Source organism: Stenotrophomonas sp. KH_052, from assembly GCF_057838755.1.
In genome coordinates, this window is record NZ_CM174475.1 from 1030494 (window position 1) to 1045747 (window position 15254).

Genomic DNA, 15254 nt, shown 5'->3' on the forward strand with positions numbered 1-15254 from the left:
GCTGCCGGCACCGGGGCAGGTGATCCAGCTGTCTGCGCAGGTCGATGGCCAAGCGCTCGGGCTGTATCACATTCCGGGTAATGAGCAGATCGGCGGCTTCGTCGAATTCAAGGTCAACGGCCAGCCGGTGGGCAAGGTGCAGGTCAGTACCGGCAACACGCCGATGCTCGGTCTGGTGTCCGACCTGGACAAGGACTGCTGGGGCGCGGTCCGCGATGTGCAGTTCTGTACGCACAAATACGCCTACGGTCGGCCGGCGCGGGTCGCAGTCAATTACGCCGTTCCTGCGGGCTTCACCACGGCCTCGATCACCGCCACCTTCAGCGGCGATGGCCAGTTCTCGCAGGGCTCGGTGTCGGCGCCGGTCAACCTGCGCAATATTCCCACCTTTGGTGAGATTCGCGGCGCAGGCAACAAGTGCCTCGATGCCGAGGGCGCCAACACGGGTCCGGGTACTGCCATCCAGGTGTGGGACTGCACGCCGGGTACCCCGCAGCAGCTGTGGACGGTGAAGCCCAACACGTCGACCATCACCGGCGTGCCCAGCAACCGCGTGCTCGACATCGTGGGTTACGGGACCAGCAATGGAAGCCGGATCCAGCTGTATGACGCGCACGGTGATTGGAATCAGTCGTGGAAGTTCTCCAGCACGTCCATCGTGGGTGTGGCCAACAAGGTGCTCGATGCAACGGGCGCCTCAAGTGCCAACGGCACCAAGATCCAGCTGTACAGCAATGCGCAGACGAGCAACCAGAAGTGGGAATTTAACCCGGCCAATGGTTCGATTGTCGGCGTCGGCGGCAAGTGCCTGGATGTGGAAGGCGCGAATACGGCTGATGGTACGCGCGTACAGCTGTGGGATTGCACGGGCGTGCCGCAGCAGCGCTTCGAGCTGGGTGCCGATGGTTCGATCCGCGGACTGGGCGGGAAGTGCCTGGAAGCGGCTGACGGTGCCAGCCACGACGGCAATCCGATCCGCATGTGGTCGTGCAATGGTGGTGCACACCAGTCCTGGCGCCTGGTGGGTGAGATCCGCAACCCGCAGACCAACATGTGCCTGGATGATCCGGGCCTGGGCAACACCAACGGTTCCAAGGTGCACATGTGGATGTGCCATGGCGGCGACAACCAGCGTTGGGAGTTCTCCTCCTACTGAGGAGGGTTGGACCCGATGCACTGTCGTGGAACCGCGCGCCTTCGGGCGCGCGGTTTCCTGTGGGTGTCAGACCCGCAGCCAACGCGTGGACACGGCCACCAGCAACAAGGCCGTGGCCACGCCGATGAACGCGGCGATCAGGCCGAAGTGGCTGGCGGCGAAGCCGATCAGCGCCGGCCCGGCAAGGATGCCGGCGAAGCCCAGCGTGGATACCGCGGTGATCGCCAGCGCACCCGGCATGCGGGTCTGGTGGCCAGCCAGTGAGAACAGCGCGGGTGCGATGTTGGCGCAGCCGAGGCCGACCAGCACATAGCCCACCAGCGACGCCTGCCACGGCGTGACCAGGGTCAGCACCAGCACACCCGCAGCGGCGAGCAGAGCGCCGAACACGATCGCGCGTTGGCGGCCCACGCGTGCCACCAGTGCATCGCCGAACAGGCGCGCGACGGTCATGGTCAGGGTGAAGGTCACATAGCCGATACCGGCGAGGCTGGCATCGACGCGACGCACGTCGCTGAGAAACACTGCGCTCCAGTCCAGCATCGCGCCTTCGCCGAGGAAGGCGACGAACGCCAGCACGCCGATGAACAGCACGATGCCGTGCGGCAGGGCCAGCATCGGTGTGTCGTGCGGCATGCGTTCGCTGTGCCAGTACGCCGCCGACAGCAGCATCACCAGCAGCATGGCGCCAACGCCGATCAGCACCGATGCCAGTGGCGGCAGCTGTGCGGACAACAGCACGGTCATGGTGGCCGCGCCGAGGAAGCCACCGATGCTGAAGAAGGCATGGAAGCCGGACATCATCACGCGCCGTGATTCGCGCTCAACGATGACGGCCTGCACGTTCATCGTGCAGTCCATCGCGCCCACGGCGGCGCCGAACACGAACAGCACCAGCCCCAGCGTCCAGGCCGAACCGGCCAGCGCCAGGCCGGGCACGGTCAGGCAGATCAGCAGGCTGCTGGCCACCATCACCCGCCGGCAGCCCAGGCGTGCTGCCAGTACACCGGACAGCGGCATGGCCAGCAGCGAACCGGCACCGAGGCAGAGCAGCACCAGGCCCAGCGTAGCGTCGTTGATGTCGGTGCGCGCCTTGGCGAACGGCACCAGGGTGGCCCACAACGCCGTGGCGAAACCGGGAATGAAGAATGCAGCGCGGGTCGCGTGCTGTTCGGCACGCGCGCGATTGGCGACGGACATGGGCAGTAAGGTCAGGGCGGGGTGGGGTGTACCGCGATGCCGGCGGCGCGGAAGCGCGCGGCCAGTGCGGGCGGTGCCGAGGTGGTCAGCACCAGATCGTCGATCTCGTCGAGGCTGGCAATCTGCCAGTTGCCACGGGCACCGAGCTTTTCGGTGGTAGCGGCGACGATGACGCGGCTGCTGCAGGCCACCATCGCGCGCTTCAGCGTGGCTTCTTCCGCATCCATCGCCCACACACCGGTGTCGGCGTCCACCGCGCACGGACCGGGCAGGTACACGTCGGCACGCAAGCGCTGCACCTGGGACAACGCTTCGGCGCCGACCGCACCGCCACCGCTGGCCAAGCGACCGCCGATCAGCTGCACCGAGGTGCCTTCAAGCATGCTGGCAGCGGTGGCGATCTGCGGCGCGTTGGTGATCACCGTCAGACCGAGGGCATCCGGCAGCTGCTGGGCGATGGCCAGGTTGGTCGAGCCTGCATCGAGCAGCACTACTTGGCCGGGCTGCAGCAGGGCACAGACGCGGGCGGCCAGTTCGGCCTTGTCGCCACGGTCGCGGGTCAGGCGCTCGCGTAGCGGGCGTTCCTTTGGCGGCGGCAGCACGGCGCCCCCGTAGACACGCTGGCACAGGCCTTGGGCGGCCAGCTCGCGCAGATCGCGCCGGATCGAATCCTCGGAAACCGCATAGCGGTGCGCCAGTTCAGCGGCCACCACACGGCCCTGTTGGCGCAGTTCGTCGAGGATCAGCTGGGTGCGCTGGGCGGGGAGGGGGCTGGGATCGGAGCTCATGCTGCAAGTCTGCATGTTCGTGCATCAACGTGCAACAACGTGCATTCGGCCGGGTGGACACAGAACGGCTGGACTGCCGGTGAACCTGCCCGCGTCCGGGTCTATGGATCACCTTCGTGGCCCGGCATCATGGCGGGGCACATGGCATGGAATCCCCGATGTCCCCCACCGTTCACCGAAAGCTGCGCATCGGCGTGGACCAGTACACCGGCCAGAAAGTGGTCGACCAGCAGTTCCACGAATGCGACTTTTCCGGCGCTGACCTCACCGCCACCGAGTTCATCCACTGCAGCTTCTATGACGCTGAAAACCGCGCCGGTTGCCGTTTCAACGGCGCCACATTGAAGGAAGCCAGCTTCCGTAGTTGCGACATCATCATGTGCCACTTCAGTTTTATCAAGGCGCTGGGCCTGGAGATCAGCGAGTGCCGTGCGCAGGGCGCGGACTTCAGCAACGCCAGCTTCATGAACCAGATCACCACGCGCAGCTGGTTCTGCAGCGCCTTCATCAAGAAGTCGAACCTGCGCTACGCCAATTTCTCGCGGGTGACGCTGGAAAAGTGCGAACTGTGGGAGAACCGCTGGGACGGCGCCAACGTGAGCGGTGCCAGTTTCGCAGGATCGGATCTGTCCGGGGGCCAGTTCGAGGGTATCGACTGGAACAGCGCCAACTTCACCGACTGCAACCTGACCAACTCGGAGCTGGGCGAGCTGGACCTGCGCAGCACCAATCTGCGCGGCGCCACGCTGGATGTGCAGCAGGTGGCGCTGTTGATGCAGCGCATCGGCATTACCGTGGTGCCGTAGGCATCATCCGGCGTACGCCACCCAGCCCTTGAAGCTGAAGCCGGCATAGAACAGCTCCACGTCGTTGAAGCCGGCCTCCTGCAGCAGCGCGACTTCCTGCTCGGGCGCCAGCAGCGGCAGCCGCTCCGCAATTGCTTCGATCGCGCGCTGCGCCTCGGCGTGGGCAACCCCCGAGGCTTCGGCGAACGCCGCGTAGCGCTGCAACCAGCGCAGCTTGCCGACTGGATCCTGCGGCACGCTGTGGTGGGCGACAACCAGAGGGGCACCCTGGCGCAGTCGCTTGTGTAGTTCACGCAACGTATGCAGGCGTTGCGTGGCGTCGAGGAAGTGCAGGGTCAGCAGGCAGCTGGCACCATCGAAGCGCACATCCGGGGCATCGTCGATGTAGCCTTCCAGCAGCTCAACGCGTGCGTTCAATGTGCCCAGTGTCTGCTCGGCCAGGGCCAGCATCGGCGCGGCCGGGTCCACGCCCAGCAACTGCCAGCCCGGTTGCGCCTCGGCGAAGGCCTTCAGTTCCAACCCGCCACCGGCACCCAGCACCAGCACGCGGCCCTGCGCAGGGACACGTTCGGCCAGCAGCAGGCGGCTCATCTGCTGCAACGCGAGGAAGCCGGGCACCTGGCGCAGCGGGGCTTCGGCATAGCGGGCCACCGCCTGCGGATCGGAGAACGTGGACATGCGCGGATTCCTGCGGCGGGGACATACCACTGTAGCGCGGCGCGCAAGCGCCTTTGCGGCTGGATACTGCCGCCTGCGCAGGCCGGTTCACAACCAGCTCAGCGCAGTTCCCGCGCCAGTACCTGCCAGATCCTCGGGTCCTGGCACTGCGAAACGTTGAAACGTACATAGTCGGCCGCGCGCTGCGACTGACTGAACGCGTTGCCCGGTGCCAGCACGATGCCCTCGCGCAGGCATTGCCGGGCCAGTGCGGCGGCATCGCGGCCATCGGGCAGCTGGCACCACAGGAAGAGCCCGGCTTCCGGCTGCAGCCACGGCGTGATGCCCAGCGCCTGCAGCTTCCGCAGCGTGTGCCGACGTGCATCGGCCAGCCGCGAACGCACCGACTGCATGTGGCGGCGGTAACCGCTGTCGGTCAGCGCGATGTGCATCAACTGCATCGCCAGGTGACCGCCACCGAAGCTGGTGGCCAGCTTCAGGTCGGTCAGCGCCTCGATCCAGTCGTTGCGGGCAGCGATGTAGCCGCAGCGCGATGCAGCCGACAGTGTTTTGGAGAAGCTGCCGACGTGGATCACCCGCGACAGTCCATCGAGCGCGGCCAGTCGCGGTGCAGGCTGCAGTTCAAAGTCGGCGAAGATGTCATCCTCAACGATGATCAGTTCGCTGCGTTCGGCCAGGCCCAGCAGACGATGGGCAGTGCTGGCCGACAATATGGCGCCGGTCGGGTTGTGCAGGCCGGAATTGGTGATGTACAGCCGCGGCGAATGCGCCTGCAGTGCCTGCGCGAACGCTTCCAGGTCCGGGCCGCTGTGCGTGTACGGCACACCGATGGCCTGCACCTGGTGTGCCTTCAGCAACGCGTGGTAGTTGAAGTAGCTGGGGTCATCGACCAGCACGCAGTCGCCGGGCTTGAGCAGGAAACGGCAGATCAGCTCGACCGAATGCGTGCCCGATTCGGTCAGCAGGATCTGTTCCATCGGCGCATCGATGCCCACTGCGGCCGAACGCCGTTGCAGCAACTGGCGCAGCGCAGGCAGGCCGAGCGGCCCGGCGTAGTCGACCAGTTGTGATGCATCGGCGCGCGCCAGCCGGCGCAGGCCACGACGCATGCCGTCGTGGTACAGCCAATCGCTGGGCATCCAGCCACAGCCCGGTTTGAGGTGACCGGCCGGTGTTTCCAGCGATTGCCGTGATACCCACAGCGGATCCACCGCGCGGTCCAGCCGCGGCTCCATCTCGGCCAGCGCCAGCGGTGCCGCCGGGCCACTGACGTAGAAGCCCGAACCTGCGCGAGCGCTGATCAGGCCTTCGGCGGCCAGGCGCTCGTAGGCCTCGACCACGGTGGAGACCGAAACCCCCATCGCCGCCGCCTGCGCACGTACCGAGGGCAGGCGGGAGCCGGGGCCATCCACTCGCGCACCGATGCGGGTGCGGACGGTCTGGATGACCGATTCGATGCGGGTGAGCGAACGTGGCATGGCGGAACCGTAGTGGAAGTGTGGGCAGTACAGTTACTTGCGACTGTACTGGATTGTAGCTGGGGTCGTTCCGCGCTGGATGCTTCCATACAGGTCCAGCCGGGCATCGTCCGGCACCTTCAGGAGTACAGGCGTGGAACGGTCGGCGAGTGGTTGGATCAATGGCTTCATCGGCGTGGTGATTTTCGCGGGCTCGTTGCCGGCTACCCGCCTGGCAGTGCTGCAGCTGGACGCCGGATTCGTCACCGCTGCGCGTGCCACCATTGCCGCCGTGCTGGGCGTCAGCCTGTTGTTGCTGCTGCGCCAGCCGCGTCCGCAGCGCACCGATCTGGCGGGCCTGGCCGTGGTCAGTCTCGGCGTGGTGGTCGGCTTTCCACTGCTGACCGCGCTGGCCCTTCGCCACGCTTCATCGGCACACACCATCGTGTTCCTCGGCCTGCTGCCGCTGAGTACTGCTGTGTTCGGTGTACTGCGCGGTGGCGATCGGCCGCGCCCGGCGTTCTGGTTGTTCTCGCTGCTGGGCAGTGCCTGCGTGGTCGGCTATGCGGTACGCAACGGCATCGAGGCCTCGCTTCAGGCTGACCTGCTGATGCTGGCGGCGATCGTGGTGTGTGGGCTGGGCTATGCCGAAGGTGGTCGACTTGCCCGCCATCTCGGCGGTTGGCAGGTGATCAGCTGGGCGCTGCTGTTGGCGCTGCCAGTGATGTTGCCGTTGGCGGTGCTGATGCGGCCGGCGTCATTCGCGGCGGTCGGGGCATCCGCGTGGTGGGCGCTGGGCTATGTCGCTGTGTTCAGCATGCTGATCGGTTTCCTGTTCTGGTATCGCGGGCTGGCCCAGGGCGGGATTGCCGCAGTTGGCCAGCTGCAGCTGTTGCAACCGTTCTTCGGCCTGGCCCTGGCTGCGCTGCTGCTGCACGAGTCGGTCAGCCTCAGCATGGTGCTGGTGACCGTGGTCGCGGTGATCTGCGTGGCCGGCGCGCGCCGCTTCAGCCGCTGAGCGAAAAAGGGGACGGAGGGGATTAAGTCGTAATTAGCCCTACTGTGCCTGAAACGACTTAATCCCCTCCGTCCCCTTTTCCGGGTGGCCGCGGAACAGATGCGCAACGGCATAGTCGATGAACACCCGAAGGCGTGCACTGGGATGGCGCCCACCGGGCCATAGCAACGAGAATTGCCCTTGGTGCGTGGCCAGTGCAGGCAGTACCCGCTGCAGGCGGCCATCGGCCAGCGCGTCGGCTGCGAGGAAGTCAGGCATCCAGGCCAGGCCCATGCAACCGATCGCAGCGGCCAGCACGGCCTCCATGTTGTTGCAGGTCATCGCTGTTGGAAGGCGCGCTCCGGCATCGCCTTCGATACCCGGAAGCTGCCACGGATGCAGCTTTCCGGTGGTCGGGTAACGGAAGCGCAGCGCGGTATGCAGGCGCAGGTCGTCCACATCGCCGGGCGTGCCGTGCGCCTGCAGATAGCCCGGCGCCGCACTGAGGATGAAACGGAAGCCGCCCAGCCGCCGTGCGGTCAGGCTGGAATCGGCCAGTTCACCGCTGCGTATCACCGCGTCGAGGCCTTCGCTGACCACATCGACGATGCGGTCGTTGAAGTCCAGTTCCAGCTGCACCTGAGGGTAGCGCTGCTGGAACCCCGGCAGTACCGGCAACAGGAAGCGGTAGCCGATGGTGGGCAGGCCGATGCGCAGCAGTCCACTCGGGGCGTGCTGGCGCTGCGCCAGATCCGCCTGTGCTTCGGAAAGCTCGTCCAGTGCACGCCGGCAGCGCTGCAGCAGCAGTTCGCCTTCGTCGGTGAGGTGCACGCGGCGGGTGGTGCGCTGGAACAGGCGCGTGCCGAGTTCCTGTTCAAGGCGGGCGATGCGCTTGCCCACGGCCGACGCGGACAGGCCGAGGACGCGAGCGGCGCCGACGATGCTGCCTGCTTCGGCGGTACGGACGAAGGCCAGCAGGGCAGAGATGGAATCCATGCGGGGCATGATTACGGAACATTGGGCCGCAATCAACGTCCATCGAGCCTGTTTTTCTGGAATAGCGGCCTGTCCATCATCAATGCCCCTGATGGATGGAGGCCCGCATGGCCCCGGTTTCGATGCTTCCCGTACCTTCCCACACGCAGCAGCGCTGGACGCTGCTTGCCGTCTGCCTGGCCGCACTGGCGCTGCCGTTGTCCTTCTCGGCCGGTGCCGTCGCGGTGCCGGCGCTGGCCCGTTCCGCGGCGTCGTCGCCCACCGCGCTGGCCTGGGTGACCAATGCGTTCATGCTCACCTTCGGCAGCCTGTTGCTCGCTGCCGGTGGCCTGGCGGACCGCTATGGCCGACGGCGGGTGTTCCTGCTGGGTACGGCGGGCTTCAGCATCGCCACGGCCGTTGTCTGCCTTGCGCCCACGCTGCTGTGGCTGGATCCGGCGCGCGGGCTGCAGGGCGTTGCCGCTGCAGCGGCGCTGGCATCGGGCACGGCTGCGCTGGCGCATGCCTGGCAGGGGCCGGAGCGCGCCCGTGTGTTCGCCCTGCTGGGCACCACGTTCGGTGCGGGGTTGGCGCTGGGGCCGCTGCTCGCCGGTCTGCTGCTGCAGGCATTGGGATGGCGCAGCGTGTTCGCCGCAGGCGGTGTACTGACGCTGGCGGCCTTCGCAGTGGGCGCGCGCGTGTTGCCCGAAAGCCATGGCGAACGCGGGCGGCTGGATGTCGGCGGCATGCTGGGCTTCAGCCTGATGCTGGCGGCGTTGACCCTGGCCCTGCTGTGGCTGGGTGAATTCGGCCTGCATGCCATGCGCGTGCAACTGGGGCTGTTGGCGACGCTGCTGCTGGGTGGGGTGTTCGTATGCATCGAACGGCTGCACCGCTCACCGTTGCTGGACCTCTCACTGTTCTCTCAACCTGCGTTCCTGGGTGTCCAGCTGCTGCCGGTCGCAACCTGCTTCGGCTACGTAGTGCTGCTGGTGGTACTGCCTCTGCAGCTGCTGGGTGTGCACGGACAGAGCGCGACCCTGGTGGGGCTGCAGATGCTGGCCCTGTCCGCGCCGATGCTGGTGCTGCCGATGCTGGCCGCGCGCTGGGCGGAGCGCGTTGGAAGTGCGCGGCTGTGTACGCTGGGCCTGCTGGTCTGTGCCTCTGGGTTGTACCTGTTGTCGCGCCACGCATCGCATCCGTCGCCCTCGCAGTGGGTCCCGTTGCTGATGCTGATCGGCGCTGGAACGGCCTTGCCGTGGGGCTTGATGGATGGGCTGTCGGTCAGTGTGGTGCCGGTGCAGCGTGCGGGCATGGCCGCCGGCATTTTCGGAACCGTGCGGGTGGCCGGTGAAGGCATCGCATTGGCCGCAGTCACTGCCTTGCTTGCGCTGCTGATCGGCCACCAGCTGCAGGGAGCATCGCCCGTATCGCTGGCGCGGGCCGGTGCCTATCTGGCGACGGGTGCGCATGCACAGGCACAGGCACTGCTTCCGGCGATGAGCGGCGCACAGTTGCAGCAGGCCAGTGCCGAGGCGCTGGCGATACTGCTGCGTGTCCTGGCGCTGCTGACCGCCGCATGCGCTGTGCTGTTGCACCTGCTGCTGCGGCGGCCAGCGTTGGCCGTGATCAGAACCGATAGCTGATGGTGCCGGTCACCACGCGCGGGTAGCCGGCGAAGCAGTCGCCAAAAGTGCGGCACGGCGCGTAGTAGCGCTTGCCGGTGAGGTTGGTGATGTTCAATGCCATCGTCCAGTCGGTCACCTGCACTTCCAGCAATGCATCGGCCAGCGTATAGCTGGGCGTGATGATGCGCCCGCCATTGCCCAGCGACACCGTATTGCCGACATGGCGCACGCCCAGGCCCAGGCGCAGGCGTGCGGCATCATCCAGCTGGAAGCCCTTCGACACCCATGCCGAGGCCAGGTCCTGCGGGGTGTCGTTGAGGCGCTGGCCCACTTCCAATGCGAAGTTGCTGCGGCTGACCTCAGCCTCGTTGCGCGCAACGGCAGCGGTGACCGTCAGGTCGTTGGCGAACTGGAACTGGCCTTCCAGCTCCACGCCCTTGGAGCGGATCTGCCCGGTCTGCACCACGTTCAGCACATTGTCCGGATCGTTGGTCTGGCGATTGGTTTCGGTGATGCGGTACGCCGCCAGCGTCAGCAGCAGGTTGCGCACGGGTTGCCACTTGATGCCGGCCTCGGACTGGCGCCCGCGCATCGGCTTGAAGGCGTTGCCGAACAGATCCTGCCCGGACACCGGCAGGAATGACTCGCTGTAGCTCAGGTAGGGCGAAACGCCCGCGCCAAGTTCGCCGATCAGCCCGGCGCGGTAGGTGGTGGCGTTGTCGGTCTGGCTGGGTTGGCCTTCGGTCTTCGAGCGTGCATGGTCGCGGCGCGCGCCCAGCACCAGCGAGACGCGGTCGGCCCAGCGGATCTGGTCCTGCACATAGACACCCAGCTGGGTGGAGGTCTGGTCCGGCTGACGATCCCAGCCACGCACGATCGGTGCGACCGATACCGGAGTGTAGACGTCGATCGGCGTGCCGGTGGCGTCCAGCCGCTGCAGCTGCTCTTTGTACTGGCTGTAGTCCACGCCGGCCAGCAGCAGATGCTGGAAGGCACCGGTGGCGAAGTCGAACTGCAGCGCATTGTCGGCGCTGAAGATCTGCACGTCGGGGCGGGTGCCGTAGGCAGTGCGGTTGACCACGCGCCGCTCGGCGTCGATGAAGGGATCAGCCGGATTGCTGTAACTGTCGACGTACATCTGCTGCAGGGTGGTCCTGCCATCGATGTAACGCACTGCCGAGCGCAGGCTGAGCGTGTCGTTGAAGCTGTGGTCGAACAGCGCGGTCAGGCTGTACACACGCGAGTCGATGCGGTCGAAGCCGGGATCGCCGATGAAGGTGGACGGGTCGAGGCGGCGTCCGGGCGGGGCCAGCAGGGTCGCAGCCAGCGGCAGGAACTGCTGGCTGGAGCCGGTCTTGTCATGCTGATAGCTGGCCAGCAGGGTCAAGGTGCTGCGTTCGCCGCGCCAGCTGATCGACGGTGCCAGATAGACGCGGTCATCCTTCAATACATCGGTCTGCATGTTCGATTCACGCACCAGCCCGACGAAGCGGCCGGCAAGTGTGCCGGCATCGTTCAATGCGCCGCCGATGTCACCCTGCAGCTGCCTGCGGTCGAAACTGCCGAGCTGCACGCCGACCTCGCCGTTGAGGGCACCGAAGGCCGGGCGCTTGCTCATCGCATTGATGATGCCGCCGGTGGCGCCGGCACCGTACAGCACCGAGGACGGGCCGCGCAGCACTTCCACCCGTTCCAGGCCATAGATTTCCGGGCGGGCGAGGGGACTGAAACCGTAGCTGCGGCGCAGGCCATCCTGGTACTGCACCGGGTCCAGCCCGCGCACCGAGGTGGCATCGTTGCGGGTATCCAGGCCCCAGGCATCGGCGGTGACGCCGGCGCTGTAGCGCAGCACTTCCTGCAGGTTGTGCGCGCCGCGATCGGTGAACAGCTGCTGGGTGACCACGCTGATCGCCTGCGGTGTCTCGGTCAGGGCGGTGTCGGTCTTGGTCGCGGTGCTGGCCCGCTCGGCCACCACCGTTACCTTGTCCAGGGTGCGCGCCGCCGGGGTGTCCTGGGCCTGGGCGATGGCCGAGGCCAGCAGGGTGGGCAGGGCGAGCGTGTACAGCAGCGGACGCAACGGCAGAGCGGGCATCGGGAGTGATCCGGGAAGGGCGGTGACGGCGGATTATCCGGATGCTCGCCCTCAAATACAAATGATTCCCAAGTGCGATTGAGGTGCCAGAGCCCAGCGTCAGGGCAGGCCGTCCGTCGCGCCGCGGATGCTCATCCAGGCGCCGCCACCGGGGGCGCTGCCGGCGCGGACGCGGAAGCCGTGCAGGCCGGCAATGGCGGCCACGATCGACAGGCCCAGGCCGAATCCAGGCCCCTGGCCGGCGCTGCTGCTGCCACGGAAGAAGCGCTGGTAGATCAGCGTGCGGTCCTGTGGCGGAATGCCCGGCCCGTTGTCGATCACATCGATCCTCGGGGCGCCGTGATCATCGACCGCACGCAGCAGGATGCGGCCGTGTGCAGGGGTGAACTGCAGGGCATTGGACAGCAGGTTGGCCAGCGCTTCGAACAGCAGCTCGCGGTCTCCACGCAGCGGGCCCACCTTCGGGTCCACCTGCAGCTCCAGCAACTGCTGCTTCTCTTCGGCCAGCGGCAGGTAGAACTGGTGCAGTTCCTGCAGAAGCTCGGTGACGTCGACCGCGTCGAAGGCCGAACGTCGCTGGTGGCTCTCCAGCTCGGATACCCGCAGCAGCGCGGCGAAGCGCGCCATCAGCATGTCGGTCTCGGCCAGCGCCTTGTCCAGTGGATCGGCATGCGGGTTCTGTTCGTCCAGGCCCACGCGCATGCGGTACAGATGCGCGCGCAGGCGGGTCAGCGGGGTGCGCAGATCGTGGGCGATGCTGTCGCAGACTCCTTTGACTTCGGTCATCAGCTGTTCGATGCGTTCCAGCATGGCATTGACGATGCTCGACAGCCGATCGATCTCGTCGCGACGGCTGGAGACCGGCAGGCGCTGGCCGAGGTCGCCAGCAACAATTCGATTGGTGGCCGCTTCGATCTGCTGGATACGTTTCAACGGGCGCCGGCGCAGCAGATGCCAGCCCACCAGGCCGGGAATGACGGTCAGCGACACGCCCCACAGCAGTGCATCAAGGATGATGCTGTTGACCGCCATGAGCTTGCCATTCTGGCGTACGAATACCAGCGTGCGGCCATCGCGGGTCACCACGCCGAGCGCACTGCCGCCGTTGTCGTGGCGGCCATCGGCCAGCGTCCAACCGTCCACCGCATGCGAGTTGCCATCCAGCGGCAGTCCCTCGGGGATCGCTGTCAGCGGGCCCGCCATCGGCATGCCGCCCTTGTCGAACAACCCATAGGTATAGACCTGGTGCAGATCGAAGCGCTGGCTGTCGCGCAATGCTTCATCCAGTGCCGGCCCGTCGAAGCTCATGAACAGATGGGCGCGCTGCTGCAGGCCCGATTCGGTCAGGTCACTGAGGTAGTTCGAGATGCGCCAGTACATCACGCCCAGCAGCAGGCTCGACCACGCCACGAACAGGATGCAGTACAGGCCCAGCAGTCTGCTGCTGGAAGAGCGCCAGTGGTCAGGATTGCGCGTCGAAGACATAGCCGGTTCCACGTACGGTCATGATCGGCTGCGGTCGGCCGGGTTGTTCGATGCGTTTGCGCACGCGGCCGATATGCACGTCGATCAGGTTGGTACCCGGATCGAAGTGGTAGCCCCAGACTTCCTGGAACAGCATGCTGCGGGTGACGACCTGGCCGGCATTGCGCACCAGGAATTCGAGCAGCTTGAACTCGGTCGGCAGCAGCGCGATTTCATGCCCGCCGCGTCGCGCCGAACGGGTCATCAGGTCCAGTTCCAGGTCACCGGCGCGCAGTACGTTGTCGATGGCGCCAGTCGGGCCCTGACGCCGGATCAGCACTTCCACGCGTGCAGCCATCTCGTCCGAAGCGAAGGGCTTGGTCAGGTAGTCGTCGCCACCGGCGCGCAGGCCACGCACGCGTTCATCCACGTCCGACAGTGCGCTGATCATCAGCACCGGCGTGGTGATGCCTTCACGGCGCAGCGTGGTGACCAGGGCCAGCCCGTCGATGCCGGGCAGCATGCGGTCCAGGGTGATCACCGCGTAGTCGCCTGCACGTGCCAGCGCCAGGCCGTTGCTGCCGTCGCTGGCCACGTCCACGTCGAAGCCGTGGCTGCGCAGTTCGGTGGCGATCTCCTCGGCGGTGACAAGATCGTCCTCGATGGTGAGTACGCGCGGCATGGGCCAGTGTGCAGAGTGGGACAGGGGCATCCTCGCAATCGTGGGCAGCGACTGCAAATGAAAAATGTTTCATGCGCCATTTAGCAGGATCGTGCCGCCGCGTCTTCTATATTCGGCGCCGAACGCTCCCCCACGCGTGGAACCTGCAGCCGATGATCCTTCCGAACCCCTCCCGTCCGTACCGTGCCTGGCGGCTGCCGCGAACCGCGGGCCTGCCGCTGCTGGCGCTTGCCCTGGCCGGCCTGCTCAGCGCCTGCGGCAAGGACGCGCCCAAGCCCGGCGCCGCGGCACCGGAAGTGACGGTGCTGACCCTGCGCAGCCAGCCGCTGGCACTGCAGCAGGAACTGCCTGGGCGCAGCGTTGCCTCGCAGGAATCGGACGTGCGTCCGCAGGTGGATGGCGTGCTGGTGAAGCGGTTGTTCGAGCAGGGCCAGTGGGTGAAGGCCGGGCAGCCACTGTTCCAGATCGAGCCCGCGCTGTACCAGGCTGCGCTGAACGAGGCGCAGGCCAACCTGAAGACCGCCGAGGCCGCTGCGGTGACCGCGCGCCTGCGGGCGCAGCGCATGCAGGCGCTGGGCAAGGACCAGCTGGCCGCGCGCCAGGACGTGGACGATGCGATCGCCAGCGACCAGCAGGCTGCCGCCGTGGCGCAGGCCGCACAGGCCGCGCGTGACACGGCCAGCACACGGCTGGGGTTTGCCACGGTGACCTCGCCGATTGCCGGGCGCATCGGCCGCGCGCTGTTCACGCCGGGTGCGCTGGTCACCTCGGGCCAGGCCGATCCACTGGCACGGGTGCAGCAGATGGACCCGATGAACGTGGACATCACCCAGTCCAGCAATGAGTACCTGGCACTGCGCCGCGCCATCGCCGACGGTGGCGTGCAGGCCGACACAGCACCGGTGCGGCTGCGCCTGTCCGATGGCACCGACTACCCGCTGCCCGGCACGCTGGAATTCGCCGACGTGGACGTGCAGCAGGAAACCGGCAGCATCACCCTGCGGGCGCGTTTCCCCAACCCGGATGGGCAGCTGCTGCCGGGCATGTATGTGCGCGCATTGGTGGGGCAGGGGACCCGCCAGCAGGCGCTGCTGGTGCCACAGGCCGCGGTCGATCGCAGCCCCAAGGGCGAGGCGCAGGCGTGGCTGGTGGACAAGGACGGCAAGGCGCGGCTGCGCCTGTTCCGCACCGCGCGTGCGGTGGGCGACCAGTGGCTTGTGCTCGATGGCCTGGCCGGCGGTGAGCAGGTGGTGGTGGCCGGCGCGCAGGGCCTGGCCGATGGCATGACGGTACGGGTGAAGCCCGCGCCCGCCCCGGCCGGGAAGGACTGA

Annotated in this window: 13 protein-coding genes; 5 read left to right on the forward strand and 8 right to left on the reverse strand. The window is 67.0% G+C overall.

The window, feature by feature from the left end:
• The first annotated feature begins 19 nt into the window (after positions 1 to 19).
• The gene (locus tag AC3ITW_RS04650) at positions 20 to 1156 is read left to right on the forward strand and encodes an RICIN domain-containing protein (protein ID WP_489390101.1); all 1137 of its coding nucleotides are present in this window, start codon (positions 20 to 22) and stop codon (positions 1154 to 1156) included.
• 66 nt (positions 1157 to 1222) lie between these two features.
• Here the strand turns inward: AC3ITW_RS04650 and AC3ITW_RS04655 are convergent, their stop codons facing one another.
• Both AC3ITW_RS04655 and AC3ITW_RS04660 read right to left on the reverse strand, forming a co-directional pair.
• Positions 1223 to 2356: an MFS transporter gene (locus AC3ITW_RS04655; protein WP_197584320.1), complete on the reverse strand. Its 1134-nt coding sequence runs from the start codon at positions 2354 to 2356 to the stop codon at positions 1223 to 1225.
• A gap of 11 nt (positions 2357 to 2367) precedes the next feature.
• The gene (locus AC3ITW_RS04660) at positions 2368 to 3144 is read right to left on the reverse strand and encodes a DeoR/GlpR family DNA-binding transcription regulator (RefSeq protein WP_489390102.1); all 777 of its coding nucleotides are present in this window, start codon (positions 3142 to 3144) and stop codon (positions 2368 to 2370) included.
• A 158-nt stretch (positions 3145 to 3302) separates the two neighbouring features.
• Between AC3ITW_RS04660 and smqnr the strand changes: the two genes are divergently transcribed.
• Entirely contained in the window at positions 3303 to 3950 is a 648-nt protein-coding gene (smqnr, locus tag AC3ITW_RS04665; protein WP_489390103.1) for a SmQnr family pentapeptide repeat protein, read from the forward strand.
• Positions 3951 to 3953: 3 nt separating this feature from the next.
• On the opposite strand, the gene AC3ITW_RS04670 is transcribed toward smqnr, so the two are convergent.
• Both AC3ITW_RS04670 and AC3ITW_RS04675 read right to left on the reverse strand, forming a co-directional pair.
• Positions 3954 to 4628, reverse strand: a complete 675-nt coding sequence (locus tag AC3ITW_RS04670) for a class I SAM-dependent methyltransferase (protein WP_004147038.1) — start codon at positions 4626 to 4628, stop codon at positions 3954 to 3956.
• A 98-nt stretch (positions 4629 to 4726) separates the two neighbouring features.
• Positions 4727 to 6106 (reverse strand): aminotransferase-like domain-containing protein, encoded by a 1380-nt coding sequence (locus AC3ITW_RS04675; RefSeq protein ID WP_100434144.1) that lies wholly within the window; start codon positions 6104 to 6106, stop codon positions 4727 to 4729.
• A 133-nt stretch (positions 6107 to 6239) separates the two neighbouring features.
• Between AC3ITW_RS04675 and AC3ITW_RS04680 the strand changes: the two genes are divergently transcribed.
• Positions 6240 to 7103, forward strand: coding sequence for a DMT family transporter (locus AC3ITW_RS04680; RefSeq protein ID WP_012510256.1), 864 nt, complete (start codon positions 6240 to 6242; stop codon positions 7101 to 7103).
• 39 nt (positions 7104 to 7142) lie between these two features.
• Here the strand turns inward: AC3ITW_RS04680 and AC3ITW_RS04685 are convergent, their stop codons facing one another.
• Positions 7143 to 8078: a LysR family transcriptional regulator gene (locus tag AC3ITW_RS04685; RefSeq protein ID WP_489390104.1), complete on the reverse strand. Its 936-nt coding sequence runs from the start codon at positions 8076 to 8078 to the stop codon at positions 7143 to 7145.
• Between the two features lie 107 nt (positions 8079 to 8185).
• On the opposite strand from AC3ITW_RS04685, the gene AC3ITW_RS04690 reads away from it, so the two are divergent.
• Entirely contained in the window at positions 8186 to 9703 is a 1518-nt protein-coding gene (locus tag AC3ITW_RS04690) for an MFS transporter (protein ID WP_100434763.1), read from the forward strand.
• Here the strand turns inward: AC3ITW_RS04690 and AC3ITW_RS04695 are convergent.
• The 3 genes from AC3ITW_RS04695 to AC3ITW_RS04705 form a co-directional block, all read right to left on the reverse strand.
• The gene (locus tag AC3ITW_RS04695; RefSeq protein WP_489390105.1) at positions 9687 to 11777 is read right to left on the reverse strand and encodes a TonB-dependent siderophore receptor; all 2091 of its coding nucleotides are present in this window, start codon (positions 11775 to 11777) and stop codon (positions 9687 to 9689) included. The two genes, AC3ITW_RS04690 and AC3ITW_RS04695, sit on opposite strands and share 17 nt — an antisense overlap.
• A gap of 99 nt (positions 11778 to 11876) precedes the next feature.
• Positions 11877 to 13262 carry a sensor histidine kinase gene (locus tag AC3ITW_RS04700; protein ID WP_197584333.1) on the reverse strand — a complete coding sequence of 462 codons (1386 nt, stop codon included), beginning with the start codon at positions 13260 to 13262 and terminating at the stop codon, positions 11877 to 11879.
• A complete protein-coding gene (locus AC3ITW_RS04705) occupies positions 13240 to 13923 on the reverse strand; it encodes a response regulator transcription factor (RefSeq protein ID WP_088024830.1) in 684 nt (227 codons plus the stop codon). Before AC3ITW_RS04705 ends, AC3ITW_RS04700 begins: the two co-directional genes overlap by 23 nt.
• Positions 13924 to 14075: 152 nt before the next feature.
• On the opposite strand from AC3ITW_RS04705, the gene AC3ITW_RS04710 reads away from it, so the two are divergent.
• A complete protein-coding gene (locus tag AC3ITW_RS04710; protein ID WP_489390106.1) occupies positions 14076 to 15254 on the forward strand; it encodes an efflux RND transporter periplasmic adaptor subunit in 1179 nt (392 codons plus the stop codon).